Origin of the sequence: Martelella limonii, assembly GCF_013344475.1 — a bacterium.
Taxonomy (GTDB): Bacteria; Pseudomonadota; Alphaproteobacteria; order Rhizobiales; family Rhizobiaceae; genus Martelella; species Martelella limonii.
The window spans coordinates 1,001,195-1,019,683 of record NZ_JABUOU010000001.1; the positions used below are offsets into that span (position 1 = coordinate 1,001,195).

Genomic DNA, 18,489 nt, shown 5'->3' on the forward strand with positions numbered 1-18,489 from the left:
CGCGACCGCCAATACGCCCAATAAACACATGGCCTTGCGACCTGTCGCCTATACCAAAGGATAGGACACAAAGCCGAACGGGCGTTTCGCTAATCTTCGGAACCCCCAAAGACCGCCCTCCTCTCACGTATAACCCTAGCACAACGAAACAACACGTCCACCGCTTCAACAAAGGCCAGGATAACAAGATGAACACGCTCAGACACATGATTGCTGATGCTGCGTCTTCGCCGCTTCTGCGCGGCGCCTCGGCCTATCTGGCGTCGGAGGCCGCAGCCAAGGTCTCCCGACTGGCGGTCGTCGTCGCGATGGCCCGTTTTCTCTCTCCTCTCGAAATAGGCATCGCGGCGGCGGCCATGGCCGGCTCCGACATTCTCAAGTCGCTTGCAGAAAACGGCGTCGGCCAGCGCATCATCATCGCGACCGAAGCCGAACTTGCAGCGGTCTGCAAGCGCGCCCACCATATCTTCTGGGTCTGGTGCACGGGGCTGACCGTACTGCAGGTCGCCATCGGCGCCGGCTTCTGGCTTGCGGGCGGCAGCCTGATGGGCTTTGCCCTGATGGCGCTTCTGGGCCTCGAATACATGTTCATGCCCGGTGGCCTCGTGCAGTGCGCGCTGGCCATGCGCAAGGGCAAGCTGGCACAGACGGCCGCTGTCGCCGGCGCGCAGAATGTCAGCGCAAATCTCCTGACCTGTGTGCTGGTCGCGGTGTTTCCAAGCCCGCTCTCCGTGGTCGTGCCGAAACTCGTATCAGCGCCCGTATGGCTGATCGGCATGCGCCGGCTGGTGGCCTGGAAACCCGAACGCGATGTCGCGCCCGCTCCATTCTCGGCCTTCGCCCGTTTCGGTGCGTCGGTGCTTGCGATCGAATTCGTGAAGGCGCTCCGAGCGCAGGCCGACAAGCTGATCGTCGGCGCCGTGCTCGGCACCAAAGCCCTCGGCATCTATTTCTTCGCCTTCAACGCTGGCGTCGGCATCTCGACTTCGCTCGCAACCGCCCTGTCGACCGTGCTCTTTCCCTATCTGTCGACGAGCGGCAACCGGGTGCTGGCGCTCAAGCGTGGCCTGATGCTTGCCATGACGGCTATCACCGTCCTGGCGCTTGCCCAAAGCATCGCCGCCCCATCCTACGTCGCCCTGGTCTTCGGTTCGCAGTGGGATGAGGTTGCACCGCTCGTTGCGATCCTCTGCCTGATGGCGATCCCGAACATGCTGTGGTCGGTCACTGCCCAATGGCTGCGCTCCGGCGGCAATCCCGAACGCGAGCTCGTGCTGTCATTGATTGCAGGCGGCATCATCACCGCCGCCGCGATGATCGCCGCGCCCCATGGCCTCAAGGCCCTTGCGATCGCAACGCTGGCCGCAGCCACCGTCGCCCAGCTTGCCGTATCCGCCCCCGTACTCGTCAAGGCATTCGGCCTGACGGCCACGAAACTCAACAAAACCGCCTTCCAGGGAGCCTGATCATGCCCACTTTCTCGGTTATCATTCCCTGCTTCAACGCAGCCAGCACCATCCGCAGAACGCTGTCGTCGGTGCTCGACCAGACCTTCGGCGACTTCGAAGTCATCATCGTCGACGACGGTTCGACAGACGATACCGTCGCGGTCGTCAAGACCATCGCCCGGAATGAACCCCGCATCACTGTGGTGCAGCAGGAAAACAGCGGCCCGAGCGTTGCCAGAAACCGGGCGGTGTCCGAATTCGCCAAAGGCGCGCTGATTGCCTTTCTCGATGCCGACGATATCTGGCCGGTCAACCGGCTTGAGATTCTGCAGGCACGTTTCGCCGGGTCCGATGCTCTCGATGTCGCCTATGGTCGCGTCGCATTCTTCAGCGAGAACCCCGAAAACGTCGAGACATTCTCGACGGTGTCGAAACGCCCGCTGACAGTCACCGACCTGATCGCCGAAAACGAAACCTGCACGATGTCGAACATCGTCGTCACCCGCGCCGCCTACCTCAAGTCCCGCGGTCTGAAGGCAGAGATCGTTCACGGCGAGGATGTCGAGTGGCTGGTGCGTCTGGCAGCCGGCGGCGCGCGGATCCAGGGGATCGATCGCGTCCTGACCTTCTACCGGACGAGCCGTCGCGGCCTGTCATCGAACCTTTTCGCAATGCGCGCCTCTTTCGAAACGGCGCTTGCGACAGCGCGGTTTCTCGACGTTCCGTTGTCGGAACAGCAAATCGACGCGGCCGAGGCAACCTATCTGCGCTACCTCGCCCGCCGCGCGCTCAGGCTCGAGGCAAAGCGCGGCATGGCACTCAAGCTTTCACTGGAAGCGCTCCGGCTCAGCCCGCGCGCTTTCTTCAAACAGCCGGCACGCGGTGTCCTGACACTTGCCGCAGCCACACTTCAATCCCTGAGCCCCAGCGTCTTCCGGCGCATTGCGGCATGCCACTAACCACCACCAGGAGGATGTTATCATGACCAGGCAGCACCCCATCGCCAGCATCGTCGTACCGGCCTACAACGCCGCGACAACCATCCGCGAAACGCTTGTTTCCCTGATGGAACAGAGCTTTACCGATCTTGAAATCCTCGTCGTCGATGACGGTTCGAGCGACAGCACCGCGGAAATCGTCAAGCGTTGCCCGGACCCCCGCGTCCGCCTGATCAGCCAACCGAACCGCGGACTGGCGGGCGCGCACAACACCGGCATTGCGCTTGCGAAGGGCAAATATATCGGCTTCTGCGATGCAGACGATCTGTGGCTCCCCGAAAAGCTAGAACTTCATATCCGCCACCTCGAGCAGAACCTTGATGTCGGCATCAGCTTTTCGGGCTCCAGCCTGATCGACCGCAGGGGCGAGCCCGTCGGCATCAATCAGACTCCGAAGCTTTCAAACATCACCGCGGCAGATGTGTTCTGCCGCAATCCGATCGGCAACGGCTCTGCCGCCGTCCTGCGGGCAGAAGCGCTGAAGGGTTTCGGCTATCGTCCGGCAGGCGAAACCGAGCGCGACTGGTGGTTCGACGAAAACTTCCGGCAGTCCGACGACATAGAGGGCTGGCTGCGCTTCATCCTGACCCAGGACTGGAAGATCGAGGGCATTCCCGGCCACCTGACGCTCTATCGCATCCATGTCGGCGCGCTTTCGGCCAATGTCGAACGGCAGTTCCAGACCTGGTGCGCGATGCGCGACAAGATCGCCCGGATCGCGCCCGACCTCGTCGCCCGCCACGGCAATCGCGCGGAAGCCTATCAGTTGCGCTATCTCGCACGCCGGTGCGTTTCGATGCGCCAGGGTCGCAAGGCGCTGTCCTTCGCGCTCCGCGCGCTGAAGGCCTCGCCGCGCCCGTTCTTCGAAGAACCGGTGAAGTCTACCGTGACCCTTGCTGCAGCCGCGCTGATGGCGCTTGCGGGCGATGGCGTCTACGGCCACCTCGAAAGCCGCCTGCTCGGCAACAGCAACGCCTGACAAAGGAAGATGAAGACCATGACCACCTATCACCTCATCGACGATGCCGGTTTTGGCGGCATCAACCGGATGCTCGATCATCTCACCACTGCGCTCGCAGAAACGGCCGGCACGCATGAGATCGTGCGCGTCAAGCGCGGCCAGCTTTCGCCCCCGCGCCTTGCCGATGCGGAGCAGATCGTCTCCCACCTCTCGGTCTGCTGGAAGAACATGCCGCTGATGACGGCGTTGCGCGCCCGCTATGCCAATACGCCGCTGGTCCATGTGGAGCACAGCTATTGCGAGCGTTTCGTGGCAGCCGAAGTGGAAAACCGCGACCGGTTCGAAACGCTCCTGTCGGCCGCCTATGCCCTTTTCGACAAGATCGTCGCCGTCAGCGCCGAACAGGGCGAGTGGCTCGGCCGGAAGTTCGTCTCACGCAACCATCTTGCCGTCGTCTCGCCTTGCGTGCGGCTCGATGAATTCTTCGCGCTGGAGGACAGGCGCCCAACGGAAAAGATCGTCATCGGCGCGCTCGGCCGGTTCGACCGTCAAAAAGGGTTCGATATCCTGATCGAAGGGCTCCTCCTTTCCGGACGTCAGGATGTTGAATTGCGGCTTTACGGCTCAGGATCGGAGGAAGCGCAGTTGAAAGCGCGTGCCGGCACCGATCCGCGCATCAAGTTCTGCGGCTTTGCAAAAAGTCCGGCTGCAGCGATGGCCGACTGCGATCTGATCGCGATGCCATCGCGCTATGAACCTTACGGCCTCGTGGCGCTTGAAGCCATGGCCGCCGGCCGGCCGGTTGCCGCATCGCTTGCCGACGGGCTTTCCGGCCATGTCAGGAACGGCGGCTTTGGCGTCGGCGACAATTCGCCGGAGGGTTGGGCCCGTTTTCTGCAGGCGTTCGAGATCAACACGTTTCGACGGGGCGCCGTGTCCCTGAGAGAGCGAGCGAAGGAGGCTGAGCAGGTATTCGCAGAACGCTGGCTGCGACTGCTCGGTGACCTGAAGGACCAATCCCCCAGGTACCAGATGGCCGCCTAGAACCATCCACGCTCGCAAACGGGGCTCGCCGGTTTCGATCGGCGGGCCCCACCTTTCTCATCCGGGCTTCGCCCGCATGCCCACGCCTCCCCGAAAGCTGCCAAGGAGGCCAGAAAGTGCAAGAGCAGCAGATACGGCCAAAGCTGCAAGGCCGCGTCATACGAACGATCGTGGCGATGTACTCAACGGAGAGCGATGGCACGCGACAGAAAGCAGAATGACCCTTGAAATTGTTCGAACCGGCGGTGAGCCTATGACCCATGTTCCACCATCACAGCGCTACATCGTTTTCGATGCTGTCCGAGGTCTGGCTGTCCTGCTCGCCATGGTCGACCATGTGAAAGTGCAGTTCGTACCCGACTTTCATCTCTTGCTCCCGCTCACCCGGCTGTCGACGCCAAGCTTCATCATCGTGTTCGGCGTGATGATCGAGCTCGCTTATCTTTCAAAACTGCGCGCCGGCGCGCCGATTTCGCAGGCGAGGCGCCGGATTGCGGTACGCATGGTGCAATGTCTGTCGCTGTTTTCCGTCATCACCCTTGCCGCAATGGTGTCGGGAAATCTTGGCCTTGCCGAGGGCGCACGCGCCCTTGCAGGTCTCGGACCGGGCCGCTTCAGCGAGATCCTGATGATCTACGCTCTGCTATTTTCTGTGGTTCTGGTGCTGCTGCCACTTTTTGTGCGCTACGGCGCCTATCTTGTTCTCGGGCTCGCCGCGCTCGGCTGGGGCCTGAAGGGTATCGCTGCCGGCAGCCTGGACGCAACCGTGCCCTACGTCCTTACCTTCTTCACCGGTATCGGCACGGGCTATGGTCCGGCACTTCTGCCCGCGATGACCTTTCTCGCCTTCGGTCTCGCCCTCGGAGAGGTGATGACCGCGCGCCGACGCAAGGTCCTTCCCGCCATTCTGGTAATGCTGGCCGCACTTATTCTATCACACGAGCTCTCAAACGGCGTGATGGATGCCGGTCGCCGTTTTATCGCGCACCGCTGGACCAATCACCCGGGTTATTTCGCTGTCGGCATCCTCGGGTTCAGCGCCATCAGCCTCTTTCTGATGATCGTGCAGCGCACCCCCTATTTGAAGCATCTGACAGCGGGGCTAGCGCGTGCAGGCAAACAATCCCTCTTCATCTATGGCGGCGGAAACCTGGTGCTGAACCTGCTCCCGGCCTTTGAAATCGCGCGGGCTGCAGGTGCGGGTCTGGCCTTCGGTTTTATGATGGCGCTTTTCGGCGCCGCCTTCATCCGCACCAGGCGACCGGCATGCCAGCACCCCTCCTCACAAATCAGGGGCGCGCGCTTCCAACAGCACTTCCTAAGTTTCACAAAACCGAAAAGGGCCTGAAACAGAACTGTCACACGACCGGTGCATTGATGGCGTCGAAGATTGCAAAGCATTGCAAAACGCCTCTCACCGGTCTCAGCAGGGTCTTCCGACTGCGGCCGACAGCTCGGAACAGACCCCATGAGCGCGATCGAAATCGAGAACGTCGAGAAGTCCTTCGGCAAGACCAGCGTATTGCAGGGTATTTCGCTTTCGATCCGTTCGGGCGAGTTCGTTGCGGTCCTCGGTCCGTCGGGGTGCGGCAAGACCACGCTGCTGCGGGCCCTGGCCGGGTTCGAGCCGATCGATCGCGGTGCGATCCGGGTCGGCGACACGCTTCTTTCCGGAAACGGGCGCCACCTTCCCCCGGAAGAGCGCGGTATCGGCGTCGTGTTTCAAAGCTACGCGCTGTGGCCGCACATGACGGTTTCGGGCAATGTCGCCTTCGGCCTCAAGGTCAAGGGGATCGGCCGCGCCGAGCGAGAGGCGCGCACGGCCCGCGTTCTGGAGACAGTCGGCCTGACGGCATTTGCCGATCGCCGCCCGGCCGCCCTTTCCGGCGGGCAGAGGCAGCGCGTCGCGCTCGCCCGCTGCCTTGCCATGGATGCAAGCCTTGTGCTGCTCGATGAGCCGCTTGCCAATCTCGACGTGCATCTGCGCGGAGAGATGGAAGAGGAATTCGCCCGCTTCCACGCCCGCTCCGGCGCCACCATGTTCTACATCACCCACGACCAGTCCGAAGCGCTGGCGCTCGCCGACCGCGTCGCGGTGATGGACAGGGGGACGATCAGCCAGTTCGCAAGCCCTTCCGAACTCTACAGCCAGCCCGCCAACGAGATGGTGGCAAGCTTTATCGGCGAGGGACAGATCGCGCCGATCGAGGATTTCCAGCCTGATCGAAGCGGCTATGGTTTCGCGCGCTTCTTCGGAGAACGCGTGCGGGTGCGAAACCGCCCCTCGGCCCTGCCAAGCGGCGCGGCGCGGGTCGCCTTTCACCCCGTCGACCTCCGTCTGACGGACACCGGCGGCGTTTCCGCCACCATCCGCCGCATCACCTATCGCGGCGATATCCTGCGGGTCGAGCTTGCCGCCGGCCCGGAAGAAAAAACCCTTTTCATGAACGTCCCTGCCCCGGCCCGCATTGAAGCCGGGCAGCGCGTAGCCGTCACGCTTGCAGACGGCTGGGTCCTTCCGGACCTGAAAGCAGCAGAACTCTCCCACTGAGCCAAACAATCGAGGAAATCCCCGATGAAACTCTCCATGCTTGCCCTTGCGACGGTCAGCGCACTTGCCTTTTCGGCTGCCCACGCTGAGGAAACCATCACGCTCTACACCAGCCAGGCGCCGGAACAGGCCCAGGAAACGGTCGACGCCTTCGAAGCCGCCAATCCTGACATCAAGGTCAACTGGACCCGCAACGGCACCTCGGCACTGATGAACGTGATGCGTGCCGAAATCGAAGCCGGCAACATCCAGCCCGACGTCCTTCTGGTCGCAGACCCGATCAACCTCGGCACGCTCAAGGCCGAAGGCCATCTGATGGCCTATCCGGACGCTCCGGTCGACGGCTACGACCAGGCCGCCTACGACAAGGACATGACCTATTTCGGCACCAAGGCGATCACCACGGGCATTGCCTACAACACCGATATCGCCGAGCCGGTCGAAAGCTGGAACGATCTTCTGGTCGAAGACAATCGCGGCATGATCGCCGTGCCGAGCCCGCTTTATTCTGGCGCCGCGCTGAACCACCTTCACGCGCTCATCAATGCGCCGGAGATCGGCTGGTCGTTCTACGAGGGTCTGAACGATCTCGACATCGTGCCCGAGGGCGGTAACGGACCGGCGACCAAGGCCGTTGCCTCCGGCATGGCGAAATACGCCATCCTGGTCGATGCCAACACGCTGCGCGCCAAGGCCGACGGTTCCCCCGTCGACTATATCGCCCCGAAGGATGGCGTTTCCTTCATCGGTGAGCCGGTCGCCATCATGAGCACGACCAAGCACGAGGAAGCGGCCAAGAAGTTCGTGGATTTCCTGCTCTCCGAACAGGGCCAGGAACTGGTGTCCAAGCAGGGCAACATCCCGCTGATGCCGGGCGTGGCCGCACCGGAAGGCTATCCGGAACTCTCCTCGATGACGCTGATCGGCTATGATGTCGACGAGGCCGTCAAGACCGACGAACAGGTCCGCGCGAAATTCGCCGAGATCTTCGGCCTGTAATCGCGATGTCCCTGTCGACCACAGCAACCGGAGAGCGTCCTACGTGGACGCTCTCCACCCTGTCCGGGCTCCTGAAGAAAGAGCGCGCGCTGATGCTGGCGCTTGCGGCGTTCGTCGGCATCCTGTCGGTTCTGCCGCTTGGACGGCTGATCTACGCAGCCTTCGTGACCGGCACCGGCTTTGAAATTGGCCGTATCGCCGATGTGCTGGGCGGCCGCCGCGTATTCGAGGCGACGGTCAACACGATCTGGATTTCGCTGTCGGCCACGGCCATTGCCACCGCCGCCGGTACGGTCGCCGCCCTTCTCGTCGGTGCAAGCGACATGCGCGGCCGCACTGCTTGGGTATTCGGCTTCGTCCTTCCTTTGATGATCCCGCCGCAGGTCATCGCGCTTGCCTGGATCCAGGCTTTCTCGCCGGCAAGCCCGGTGATGAACCTTCTCGGCATCAGCTTTCCGCCCGGCATGCGCCATCCGCTCTATTCTGCAGGCGGGATCGTCGTTCTGCTTGGCCTTTATAACGCGCCTCTGGTGTTTCTGGCGGTGCGGGCCAATCTGCGCCGCGTGCCCGCCGATCTGGTGGAGGCCGCCCGCGCCGTGGGCGCCTCGCCGCTCAAAGCCACGATCGGCGTGATTCTGCCATTGATCCGCGGCGGCATTTTCGCCGGAGCAGCGCTCGCCTTCGTGTCGTCGATCGGCAATTTCGGCATTCAGGCCATGCTCGGGATTCCCGCCCGCGTGCCGACGCTGATCACGCTGATCTACCGGCAGCTCAATTCCTACGGCCCCTCGGCGCTCAATGACATGGCGCTCCTCGCTTTGCTGCTGGCTGCTCTGACGATTTTCGGCATGGGCGTTGCCAGCTTCCTGAGCCGGATGGGCGACCAGCGCGTCGATGGCGCCTCGAGGCCCTTCAAATTCCCGCTCGGCCGGTTCCGTCTGCCCGTGACCGGGCTTGCATGGGGTTACCTTCTGGTTGCCCTGGCGCTGCCCCTTTCGGCACTAGCCGGCTCCGCCCTTGTGCGCGGATACGGTCAGCCGCTCACTATCGACACGCTGACCTTAGAGAATTTCGCCAACGCCATCCTCCATCACGAAGGCATCCGCAACGCCTTCTTCACCAGCCTGTGGCTCACGGGGCTCTCGGTCGCGATCCTCATTCCGGTCTCCGTCGCGCTCGGCTATTTCCTGAGCTGGCGGAAGGGCGTGACGCCGCGCCTGCTCTACCTTTCCTCCCAACTCGCCTACGCGCTCCCCGGTATCATCATCGGCGTGGCGATGATCCTGTTCTTCCTGAAGCCCCTGCCGATCGTGGGCGCCAGCCTCTACGGCACGGTCTGGGTGATCCTTGCCGCCTATCTCTCGAATTTTCTGGCGCTTTCGCTGCAGCCGATCCTTGGCGGCTTCGCGCAGGTCGAACGGTCGCTCGATGAAGCCGCGCAGGTGGTGGGGGCCGGGATATTCCGCAGGCTGAAGGATATCGTGCTGCCAGTGTTGGCCCCTGCGGCGGCGGCATCCGCAATCCTGGTGTTCATGACAGCGATCAACGAGATCCAGACCTCCGTCCTGCTCGTTTCCTCGCGCGCCCAGACCATCGGCCCGATGATCATCTTTCTGGAGGAGGCCGGATCATCGACGCTTGCCGCCGCCGTCGGCTGCCTGATGGTCGTCGTCATCCTCGCGCTGATGCTACTCAGCCTCACCTTTGCCAAAAGGCTTCCACAGGGAGTTCTGCCTTGGCACGACTGAAGGTGATCAGCGGGCTCAACCGCAAGAGTGCCGCGATCTTTCTGGTCGAGGCGGAAGGAAAGCGCGTCTTGTTCGATTTCGGCGACGGCCTCGACAAGGACGAACACCCCGACATTGGCGCGATCGGGACTGTGGATGCGGTCTTTCTCAGCCATGCCCATCGCGACCATGCGGGCTCGCTTGACCACCTCGACGACATCGGGAACCCGTGCGTCTTCGCAACCGGGCGAACGCTTGGCTTTCTGAAAGGCGAGCATGCGCCAAGCGCAGCGGAAATCATTCCCGAACAGGGTTCGTTCGAAGCCTGCGGCCTTTCGCTGACCACCGGACGCTGCGGCCATGCGCCGGGCGGCGTCTGGTTTCATATGCAAACGCCTTCGGGCAACTTCATCTATACCGGCGACATCAGTCTGGAATCACGCGGGATGCCGTTCGACTATCCGCCGCCTGCATCGACCCTCGTCGTCGATGCTTCCTATGGCGACCGCGCGCAGGCTCTCGAAGACCAGATCGCGGCCATGTCCGCTTATGCCGAGGGTGGTGCCGTGCTCTGCTGTCCTTCCGCCGGACGCGGAACGGACATGGCACTCGCCCTCGCCGCCCGCGGCCACCAGGTGCATGTCAGCGCCGATGTCGGTGAAGAAATCGATGCGGCGACCGGCCGGTCGTTTTCCGTGGTGGATGGCGAAAGCGCTACGCCCCGGCAGGTGATCGTCGCGACCGAAGCCAATGCCGAAGCCGGGCTCTCGGCGGCGCTTCTGGCACGCGGGGGATTTCGTTTCGTGTTTTCGAGCCATGTCCCGAACGGAACGCCAGCGCGCCGCCTGATCGATCGCAGCGAGGCCGTGTGGCTTGCCTGGAACGTCCACCCGCGCAGGGGCGATGTCATTGCGCTCGCCGATCACTGCGGCGCGCGACAGGTCCTGCCGGCCTTTGTCGACATGGCCGCCGCCCCCGCGCTTGCCCGCGACCTCGGCGCACGGCTAAGACTGGAACCGGAGACGGAGATTTGACCATGACAGAAAAACGCCTCGGAGTTCCCGATCATGTGCCCGTAAGCGAAGCGCGCGAGGATGACCGTCCGCTGTTGTTTCCGGTCATTGAAAATGTCGGCCCATACGAGAAAACGCTCTTTCTCGGCAATCTTGCGGCCGCCGAAGATCCCGATTGCCTTTTCGAAGCCGGGATCACGGAAACGCTCAACGTTTCCATCAACATGTTCCCCGGACCGCTCGAGCTTGCAGACGGCACCCATATCCGCCGCTACCAGATCGGCATGATCGACGGCGCCGGCAATGATCCGCATCTCATGGCAGCGGCCGTCTATACCGTGGAAGGCCTGATGCGCGGCTATGTGCCCGCAAAGCCGCATTACCCCAAGCATCGCAAGGGCCACATTCTGGTCCACTGCCGCGGCGGGCGTTCGCGATCGGTCACCTTGATCGCGCTCTGGCTTTCCCGCTTTGTCCATGATCGGTTTTCAAGCTTCGATGATGCGCTTGCCCATCTTCGAGACCTCCGCGGGCTCGAAGACAACTACCCGCTGCCACCCATGCTTGCGCTTGCGCAAGAGGTCAGGTCACGCAATCTGCTGGGCAATGAACACGCGGCATAGGCAAGTCATGTCTGAAAAATTCATCTCCGCTGGCGATGTCGCCCGTCTCGCCGGCGTCTCCCGCTCCGCAGTCTCCCGCACCTTCACCGAAGGCGCAAGCGTCGCGCCCAAAACCCGCGACCGGGTGATGAAGGCAGCCGAAGAGCTCGGCTACCGGGTCAACCTTCTCGCCCGCACGCTGCACAAGGACCGCTCGGATCTCGTCGGCCTTGTCGGGGCGAACCTCTCCAATCCCTATATTTCCGCCCAGGTCGATGCGCTGACCGCAGCGCTCCAGGCACAAGGGCTGCAATGCATGCTGCTCAATCTGGCGGTTGCGCAAAATGACATGGAAAACGCGGTTGCAAAGCTGCTCGATTACAGGGTGCGCACCGTCGTCCTGCTGTCGGGCGCCGTTCCGGACGCGATGATGCGGCTTGCCGCCGCAAACGGCACGCGTCTCGTACTCATCAACCGGCCGCTGCCGGAAAAGATCGGGCTTGTCGATCTGGTCGAGGCGGATTCGGCCGCCGGCGGGGCGCTTGCCGCGCAGAGGCTGATTGCCGCCGGCTGCAAGAATGTCGCGGTCGTCCTGTCGGAATCCCGAACCTCCGCCAAGCTTGCACGCGCCGAAGCCTTCATCGACGTCATGGAGCGGCATCGCATTCCCGTCACGGAATGGAGCCGTGGACGCAACAATTACGAAACCGGCATCGAAGCCGCCCACGGATTGCTTTCCGAGGGAAGCATTGACGGGATCTTCGGGGTGACGGACGAGATCGCGCTCGGCGTGATGAACACGGCGCGTCACGCGCTCGGCCTCTCCGTTCCCGGCGATGTCTCGGTGATCGGCTTTGACGACGCGCCCATTTCCAACTGGTCGTCGCACCAGCTCACCACCATCAGCCAGTCGCTGTCCTCGCTCACGCGCGCCACGCTGAAAGCCGTCATGGGACCGGCGAATGCCCCCTCCTCCCACCACTTCATCCCCGTAAGCCTTGTCGAGCGGACATCGGTACGCGCGGCAGCTGCAGGGGACTGCCCGATGCGGCCATGACCGTCACGGGCGCGGCAACCACCATCGCACCCGAAAATGCGCGCGTGAGGAACCGGCTGCCAACCCACTTCGCGCCATTCGACAGACGCCATAGAAAGTCATCAGTCTTCCATGACGATCTGCAGCTTGATGTCCGACGGCCTGGCAGATGCGGCGCGTTCGAAGGCGGCGATGCTGTCTCTGAACGGGAAAGTCTCGGCCACCAGTGGCTTGAGGTCGACCTTTCCGGACGCGATCAGGTTGAGTGCCCGATCGAAAATATTGGCATAGCGGAACACCGTCTCGATCCGCGCCTCCTTGGCAATGGCGCTTGACACGTCAAATTTCACCGGTGCAACCGGAAGGCCGACAAGCACCACGGCGCCTCCGGGCCGAACGAGATCGAAGAGCGTTTCAAACGCCTTGCCACTGCCGCTCGCCTCGAACACGACATCCGCGCCCCAGTTGCCGGTCTCCCGCAGGACGACCTCTGCAAAGTCCTCCTCGCCGGCATTGACCGGAATGATGCCCGGATATTGCCCCGCGATTGCAAGCTTGGGGGCCGAAAAATCAGAGATGAACACCTTGGAGCAGCCGCCGGCAAGCGCGGCGAGCGCGACCATGATCCCGATCGTGCCGCAGCCGACCACGACCGCGACATCCCCAGGCGCGATCCGGGCGCGCGAGGCCGCCTGCATGCCGATCGCGAACGGCTCGACCATCGCGCCTTCCGAGAACGAGACGCGCTCCGGCAGCTTGTATGTGAATGCCGCGGGATGCACGACATAGGGCGCCAGCACACCGTGGATCGGCGGCGTTGCCCAGAAGCGGACGGCGGGGTCGACATTGTAGATGCCAAGCTTCGACGCACGGGAGCCAAGATCCGGCACGCCGGGCTCCATGCAGACCCTGTCTCCGACGGCGAAGTCCTTCACATTGGCGCCGACCTCGACGACGATGCCCGCGGCTTCATGGCCGAGAACCATCGGTTCACGCAGCACGAAGGGGCCGATGGCGCCGTGGGTATAATAATGGACGTCGCTGCCGCAAACGCCAACCGTGTGGATCTTGATCTTGACGTCATCCGGACCGACCGCAAGTGGCAGATCGATATCGCGGATCTTCAGGACGCCTTTCTGTTCGAGAACCAGAGCTTCCATGTTTGTGTGTCCTTATGAAATTCAGAGGCCTGACGCTCGAAGGCGCGTTAGAGCATGCCGGAGCGAACGGAAAAGAAGCGTGGCAGCGGGATTGAGATCACCACGCTGGCAACGGGAAGAGCGCCAAGCGCTACAGCGGAAAGACAAGGAATTCGAGACTTCTGCATTGAGAGCCTCCCAACCCCCGCATGCTGTCTGCTTTCGCAGGACCACAGGCACAAATGCCAGCTCATCCGCCAGCATCAGCTTCCGATAATCGGCCCTTGTGGGCGGCAAACCATTCAGACAGTTCAACACAGCACGTCAAGGCCGGCGACGCAGAAAGCGACATGATGCTCCCTCACCACGCTGCGGCATTATCTAAGTTCTTCGGCCGGTTTTGTCGATAGCTGCCTCGCAGGCACATCAGGTTCGGAGGCACAATAGAACTTGTGCGTTCGGAAACGCAGGCTTGCACATGCGAACTTGCACATGCAGAAAATATGATATTTATGGTCAGGTTATACGGCTTTGGCTGACCGCACCGGCGTCACCGCTGAAGGCATCGTCATGTTGCCGAAGCAGTCGTGCGTGAGCCAATATTTGAAAACGGTATCCTGTCTTGACCTATCGGCATTCCATGTTGTGCCACACAAATGGCATCCGGCCGGTCTTGCCCGTGCAGTGGCGAGGCCTTGACGGCCTTGTCGGCGTCTACTGGGAGGCGGAAGGCGATCAGGGCGCAAACGCCTATTATCTCTCTCCCGACCCCCGGATCGTCGTCTTCTTCAACGATGTCGCAGATTGCATTCGCGTGTCGAACCGTGGTGGCGTGTTTTCCGGCCATGAACGGCCGCTGACGCGGGCAATTTACGTGCCGGCGGGCGTTCCGATGTGGACGCAGTTCACCGCCCGTCATCGCTTCTCCCATCTCGACCTCCACCTGCATGAGGACCGGCTGATGCGCTTCCTTGCGCCATCGACCGGCAGTTCCGCGGCACGTGCCATCCTGCGCCGTCCGGCGGAAATCGACGATGTCGGCCCGATCGGCACGCTTGCCGGCATGATCGTCGATGAATTGGCCAATCCCGCGCATCATCCGCTCTTTGCCGAGAACCTTGTCGGCAGCCTTGCAACCGCCCTGCTCGACATTCCCGCCGAAACCGGCAAACGCACGTCCAACGGCCGGATCACGCAGGCGCAGATGAACCGCCTGCTGCAGCGCTTCGACGCATCGCCCGACGGGCGCATGACGGTTGGCGAGATGGCAGAGGCCGTCGGCCTTTCCGAGAGCTGGTTTTCCGAAGCCTTCCGCCAGACCACGGGAAAGACGCCGCTGCAATGGCAGCTTGCACGGCGCGTGGAACGCGCCAAGGGCCTGCTCGGGGAAAGCGCAACCAGCGTTGCCGATGTCGCGGCACAGCTCGGCTTTTCCGATCAGGCGCATCTTACCCGCGTGTTCCGCCAGATCACCGGTGAAACACCGGCTGCCTGGCGCAAGGCGCTCTCTACGGGCGGGTGAAGGAAGGCCCGCAACGATGCGGGCCAGCCCTTGATCCGTCTCACCAGGTCTGGCGCAGCGTCACATAAACGGCTCGGCCCGGATTGTACCAGTCGGCGCCGTAGCCGCCATAGGCGACGTATTTCTCGTTGAAGAGATTGGTGGCGTTGACCTGCAGCGTCGTGTGTTCGGCGACATCGTAGGAGAAGGCCGCATCGAACGTGATGTTCGGGTCGGACTTCACGAGATTGTCCTCTCCGAAATAATAGGCGCTCTGGTAATGTGCGCCGAGACCGAAGGTCATGTCGCCGCGCCGGCCCTCGCCTTCCAGCGTGTAATCCACCCACAGCGAGGCGACATTGTTGGGCACGAAACCGAGCTGGTTGCCGACATTGCCCCGTGTGCCGTTTTCCACAATCTCCGACATCATGTAGGAATAGGCTGCCGTCATGCTGAAATTGTGCGGCAGTTCGGCCTTGGCCTCGAGATCGATACCGCGCACCCGCGCCTCGCCGATCGATTCCTGCAGGCTGGTCGCAGGATTGGTGACCGTGATATTGGTTTTCGACAGGTCGTAGAGCGAGACGCTGAACAGGGCCGGAAAGGCGAGCGGCGCGTATTTCAAGCCGACTTCGTACTGCTCGCCGCGTTCCGGCTCGATTCCGAGCGTGGGCGGCGCCACCGACTGGGCATAGCTCGCATAGGTCGAGACTTCGTCGGTGATCTTGTAGGTCAGCCCAGCGCGCCCGGTGAACTCGCTGTAGTCGCCCGTTGTGTTGGTCCCGGAGAGCTGGTTGAGCTGCTCGAGATTAAGCCAGTCGTTGCGCAGGCCGACGGAGGCAATCAGCTTTTCGGAGAAGGTCAGCTCTTCCAGCACGTAGGCCGAGGTCGTGATCTGGTCGTTCTTGGTGCTGGCGTAGGGGCCCGCGTAGTTGGGCCCGCCCGAGCGAACCGGATTGGTCCAGTCTATGCCCGGTGCAACGTCATAGTAGCTGACATTGGTGCCGGAATAGGTCTCGTACTGCATCCCCGCCAGCGTCCGGCTGTCGACATTGGCGAAGGACGTATCGTACTCGAAATGCGCATCGATGACGAAATCGTCATAGGACTGGGCATTGCCGAAATAGTAGCGGTCGGCGATGGTGTCGCCGTTGCTGACCGGCTCGTAGACATAGGCATAGCCAAAGCCGGTTTCGCTGCTCGAATAGCGCGTCCGCGAGCTGAAGATGAGCCCCGAACCGAAGTCGTGATCGAACATCCACGTGACGGTATTGCGGGTCACATCGTTGTAGTTGTAGTCGGGTTCGCCAAGAAATGTGCTGCGGCTGAAGTCCGAGCCGATCGGGTAACCACCGCTGCCGGGCGTGCCGTCGAGGTCGAGATAGTCGTAGATCAACGTCATCTCGGTAGCGTCGTCGATGCGCCAGGTGAGGCCGCCCATGATGAAGCTCTCGTCATCATTGGAATAATCGTATTCCGCATCCGCGTTCTGGAATTTCCCCGTCAGGCGGTAGGAGAGCGTGTCATCTTCTGTGATATTGTCGCCGAAATCGAAGCCGACCTCGGCGTGATCGAAGGAACCGCCGGTGATATAGGCTTCGCCAAACCGCTCGCTGCGCGGTTTCTTCGAGACGAAATTCACGGTCCCGCCCGGGTCCGAAACGCCGAAGATCGTCGAATCAGCCCCCTTGAGGACTTCCACACGCTCGAAAGCGTAAGGCTCCTCGCGGATGCCCCCGAAGGGGTCTCCGAGCGGAAGGCCGTCGCGATAGCTGTAAGCGTCGAAGCCACGGATCTTGTAGTAGTCGAAGCGGTCGTCGGAACCGTAGAAGTCCGTGGTCACGCCCGAGGTGTAATCCAGCACCTGCTCGACGGTCTGGGCATCGCGGAACTGGATTTCCTTGGAAGTAATGACGGATACGGACGCTGCGGTATCGAGGAAATCAGTCGCGAGCTTCCCGCCGCCGGTATTGCCGAAGGAAACGATCGAGCTTTCATCGCTTGCGCCATAGCCATCAACCGAGACGACGACCGGCTCGAGAACGGTGACACCGACGCTTTCGCCATCCTGGCTATCCGTCTGTTCCTGGGCCGAAAGAGGCAGAGGAATGGCGACAAGCGCCGTGCAGCCGAGAAGAAGAGCAAGCCTGTAGCCCTTCAGGGAACCCCGGCCGGCCTGATTGCGTATTGAAAAATTCATGTCCAGTTTCCAGAAATCGCGTCCCGCAGATTGACAGCCTTTTCCGTGCAATCCGTCAGCGCGGCAGCGGCGGAACGGCTGTCATATTCGGCGCGAAAATACCTGATTGTTTTAGTCTAGTATTGTATGTTTTTCGGTTTTTGAAGGATTCTCCTGCTCCTGCACCAACGGCGCCGGCGCGCACAGGCCTATCGCTTGACCTCGTCTATTAAACATGAAAGTTAGCGTCAACTTTAAGCGTTCAAAGAGGTCGTCATGCGGCGCTTTTTCCTATTCTCCCTGCTCGCCACGGCAGCCGGGCTCAGCTTCTCCGCACATGATGCTGCCCTTGCCGGCCAACCCCTTGCCGAGCCGATCATCATCCGCCATGCCTTCGGCGAGACCGTGATCACCGAAAAGCCGGAGCGGGTGGCGACCGTTGCCTGGGCCAATCAAGAAGTACCACTGGCGCTCGGCGTGGTGCCGGTCGGCTTCGCGGCGGCCAATTTCGGCGATGATGACGGAGACGGGCTTTTGCCCTGGGTTTCGGAGCGGCTCGGCACACTGGACGCCGCACCGCCGCCGCTGTTCGACGAGGGCGACGGCATTGATTTCGAGGCCGTTGCAGAGGTCCGGCCGGACGTCATTCTCGCAGCCTATTCCGGACTGACTGCCGCCGATTACGAAACGCTGAGCCTGATTGCACCGGTGATCGCCTATCCCGAAGCGCCCTGGTCGACCAACTGGCGCGACATGATCCGGCTCGACAGTGCCGGCATCGGCATGGCAGCTGAGGGCGATCAGCTGATTGCCCGGACCGAGGCAGAGATTGCGGCGGAGGTTGCAAAATATCCCGAACTGTCCGGCAAGACGGCAATGTTCATAACCCATCTCGACGCCACCGATCTAAGCGTGGTGAATTTCTACACGACCCATGACACGCGCGTGCAGTTTTTCGCCGATCTCGGGCTTGAGGCGCCTGCAAGCGTTGTCGCGGCTTCGAAAGGCGCAAGCTTCTCAGGCTCGCTCAGCGTCGAGCGGGTCGATGCGCTCGACGATGTCGACATCATCGTCGCCTATGGCGACAACGTGCTCTATGAAGCAATGAAAGCAAACCCGCTGATGAGCCGTATCCCGGCGGTGAAGAATGGTGCGGTCGTTCTCCTCGGGTCCGACCCTCTTGGCACGGCTGCCAACCCGACCCCGCTTTCGATCTCCTATGTGCTCGATGACTATGTGGCAAAACTTGCCGCAGCGGCCAGAAAGTCAGCCGCAACGCCGGAATGAGGGC

15 protein-coding genes are annotated in these 18,489 nt (G+C 62.1%); 13 read left to right on the forward strand and 2 right to left on the reverse strand.

The annotated features are described in order from the left end of the window. The first annotated feature begins 188 nt into the window (after positions 1 to 188). The 11 genes from HPQ62_RS04655 (at position 189) to HPQ62_RS04705 (ending at position 12,400) form a co-directional block, all read left to right on the forward strand. Positions 189 to 1,466: an oligosaccharide flippase family protein gene (locus HPQ62_RS04655; RefSeq protein ID WP_206678042.1), complete on the forward strand. Its 1,278-nt coding sequence runs from the start codon at positions 189 to 191 to the stop codon at positions 1,464 to 1,466. 2 nt (positions 1,467 to 1,468) lie between these two features. Further along, positions 1,469 to 2,407, forward strand: a complete 939-nt coding sequence (locus HPQ62_RS04660) for a glycosyltransferase family 2 protein (protein ID WP_174801300.1) — start codon at positions 1,469 to 1,471, stop codon at positions 2,405 to 2,407. A gap of 22 nt (positions 2,408 to 2,429) precedes the next feature. Further along, entirely contained in the window at positions 2,430 to 3,425 is a 996-nt protein-coding gene (locus tag HPQ62_RS04665; RefSeq protein ID WP_174801301.1) for a glycosyltransferase family 2 protein, read from the forward strand. Positions 3,426 to 3,443: 18 nt separating this feature from the next. Next, on the forward strand, positions 3,444 to 4,451 hold the full coding sequence (locus HPQ62_RS04670) for a glycosyltransferase family 4 protein (RefSeq protein WP_174801302.1): 1,008 nt from the start codon (positions 3,444 to 3,446) through the stop codon (positions 4,449 to 4,451). Positions 4,452 to 4,668: 217 nt separating this feature from the next. Continuing rightward, a complete protein-coding gene (locus HPQ62_RS04675) occupies positions 4,669 to 5,799 on the forward strand; it encodes a hypothetical protein (protein WP_174801303.1) in 1,131 nt (376 codons plus the stop codon). A gap of 120 nt (positions 5,800 to 5,919) precedes the next feature. After that, positions 5,920 to 7,002 (forward strand): ABC transporter ATP-binding protein, encoded by a 1,083-nt coding sequence (locus tag HPQ62_RS04680; protein WP_174801304.1) that lies wholly within the window; start codon positions 5,920 to 5,922, stop codon positions 7,000 to 7,002. 24 nt (positions 7,003 to 7,026) lie between these two features. Next, positions 7,027 to 8,001: an ABC transporter substrate-binding protein gene (locus HPQ62_RS04685; RefSeq protein WP_244629542.1), complete on the forward strand. Its 975-nt coding sequence runs from the start codon at positions 7,027 to 7,029 to the stop codon at positions 7,999 to 8,001. A gap of 5 nt (positions 8,002 to 8,006) precedes the next feature. Further along, positions 8,007 to 9,749 (forward strand): ABC transporter permease, encoded by a 1,743-nt coding sequence (locus tag HPQ62_RS04690; RefSeq protein ID WP_244629543.1) that lies wholly within the window; start codon positions 8,007 to 8,009, stop codon positions 9,747 to 9,749. Then, positions 9,737 to 10,762 carry an MBL fold metallo-hydrolase gene (locus HPQ62_RS04695; RefSeq protein WP_174801305.1) on the forward strand — a complete coding sequence of 342 codons (1,026 nt, stop codon included), beginning with the start codon at positions 9,737 to 9,739 and terminating at the stop codon, positions 10,760 to 10,762. Before HPQ62_RS04690 ends, HPQ62_RS04695 begins: the two co-directional genes overlap by 13 nt. A gap of 2 nt (positions 10,763 to 10,764) precedes the next feature. Then, positions 10,765 to 11,364, forward strand: a complete 600-nt coding sequence (locus tag HPQ62_RS04700; protein WP_174801306.1) for a dual specificity protein phosphatase family protein — start codon at positions 10,765 to 10,767, stop codon at positions 11,362 to 11,364. Between the two features lie 7 nt (positions 11,365 to 11,371). Further along, positions 11,372 to 12,400, forward strand: a complete 1,029-nt coding sequence (locus HPQ62_RS04705; RefSeq protein WP_174801307.1) for a LacI family DNA-binding transcriptional regulator — start codon at positions 11,372 to 11,374, stop codon at positions 12,398 to 12,400. A 101-nt stretch (positions 12,401 to 12,501) separates the two neighbouring features. On the opposite strand, the gene HPQ62_RS04710 is transcribed toward HPQ62_RS04705, so the two are convergent. After that, complete coding sequence (locus tag HPQ62_RS04710; protein ID WP_174801308.1) at positions 12,502 to 13,539, reverse strand: NAD(P)-dependent alcohol dehydrogenase; 1,038 nt, start codon at positions 13,537 to 13,539, stop codon at positions 12,502 to 12,504. A 601-nt stretch (positions 13,540 to 14,140) separates the two neighbouring features. Here HPQ62_RS04710 and HPQ62_RS04715 point away from each other — a divergent pair. Continuing rightward, on the forward strand, positions 14,141 to 15,040 hold the full coding sequence (locus HPQ62_RS04715) for a helix-turn-helix domain-containing protein (protein WP_206678043.1): 900 nt from the start codon (positions 14,141 to 14,143) through the stop codon (positions 15,038 to 15,040). A gap of 40 nt (positions 15,041 to 15,080) precedes the next feature. Here the strand turns inward: HPQ62_RS04715 and HPQ62_RS04720 are convergent, their stop codons facing one another. Then, a complete protein-coding gene (locus HPQ62_RS04720; RefSeq protein ID WP_174801310.1) occupies positions 15,081 to 17,219 on the reverse strand; it encodes a TonB-dependent siderophore receptor in 2,139 nt (712 codons plus the stop codon). Between the two features lie 255 nt (positions 17,220 to 17,474). On the opposite strand from HPQ62_RS04720, the gene HPQ62_RS04725 reads away from it, so the two are divergent. Next, positions 17,475 to 18,485, forward strand: a complete 1,011-nt coding sequence (locus HPQ62_RS04725) for an iron-siderophore ABC transporter substrate-binding protein (RefSeq protein WP_174801311.1) — start codon at positions 17,475 to 17,477, stop codon at positions 18,483 to 18,485. Positions 18,486 to 18,489: the final 4 nt, after the last annotated feature.

Coding starts and splice junctions, on each gene's coding strand:
- HPQ62_RS04655 (WP_206678042.1), top strand. CDS start 189: ATGAACACGCTCAGACACATGATTGCTGATGCTGCGTCTTCGCCGCTT.
- HPQ62_RS04660 (WP_174801300.1), top strand. CDS start 1,469: ATGCCCACTTTCTCGGTTATCATTCCCTGCTTCAACGCAGCCAGCACC.
- HPQ62_RS04665 (WP_174801301.1), top strand. CDS start 2,430: ATGACCAGGCAGCACCCCATCGCCAGCATCGTCGTACCGGCCTACAAC.
- HPQ62_RS04670 (WP_174801302.1), top strand. CDS start 3,444: ATGACCACCTATCACCTCATCGACGATGCCGGTTTTGGCGGCATCAAC.
- HPQ62_RS04675 (WP_174801303.1), top strand. CDS start 4,669: ATGACCCTTGAAATTGTTCGAACCGGCGGTGAGCCTATGACCCATGTT.
- HPQ62_RS04680 (WP_174801304.1), top strand. CDS start 5,920: ATGAGCGCGATCGAAATCGAGAACGTCGAGAAGTCCTTCGGCAAGACC.
- HPQ62_RS04685 (WP_244629542.1), top strand. CDS start 7,027: ATGAAACTCTCCATGCTTGCCCTTGCGACGGTCAGCGCACTTGCCTTT.
- HPQ62_RS04690 (WP_244629543.1), top strand. CDS start 8,007: ATGTCCCTGTCGACCACAGCAACCGGAGAGCGTCCTACGTGGACGCTC.
- HPQ62_RS04700 (WP_174801306.1), top strand. CDS start 10,765: ATGACAGAAAAACGCCTCGGAGTTCCCGATCATGTGCCCGTAAGCGAA.
- HPQ62_RS04705 (WP_174801307.1), top strand. CDS start 11,372: ATGTCTGAAAAATTCATCTCCGCTGGCGATGTCGCCCGTCTCGCCGGC.
- HPQ62_RS04710 (WP_174801308.1), bottom strand. CDS start 13,539: ATGGAAGCTCTGGTTCTCGAACAGAAAGGCGTCCTGAAGATCCGCGAT.
- HPQ62_RS04720 (WP_174801310.1), bottom strand. CDS start 17,219: ATGAATTTTTCAATACGCAATCAGGCCGGCCGGGGTTCCCTGAAGGGC.
- HPQ62_RS04725 (WP_174801311.1), top strand. CDS start 17,475: ATGCGGCGCTTTTTCCTATTCTCCCTGCTCGCCACGGCAGCCGGGCTC.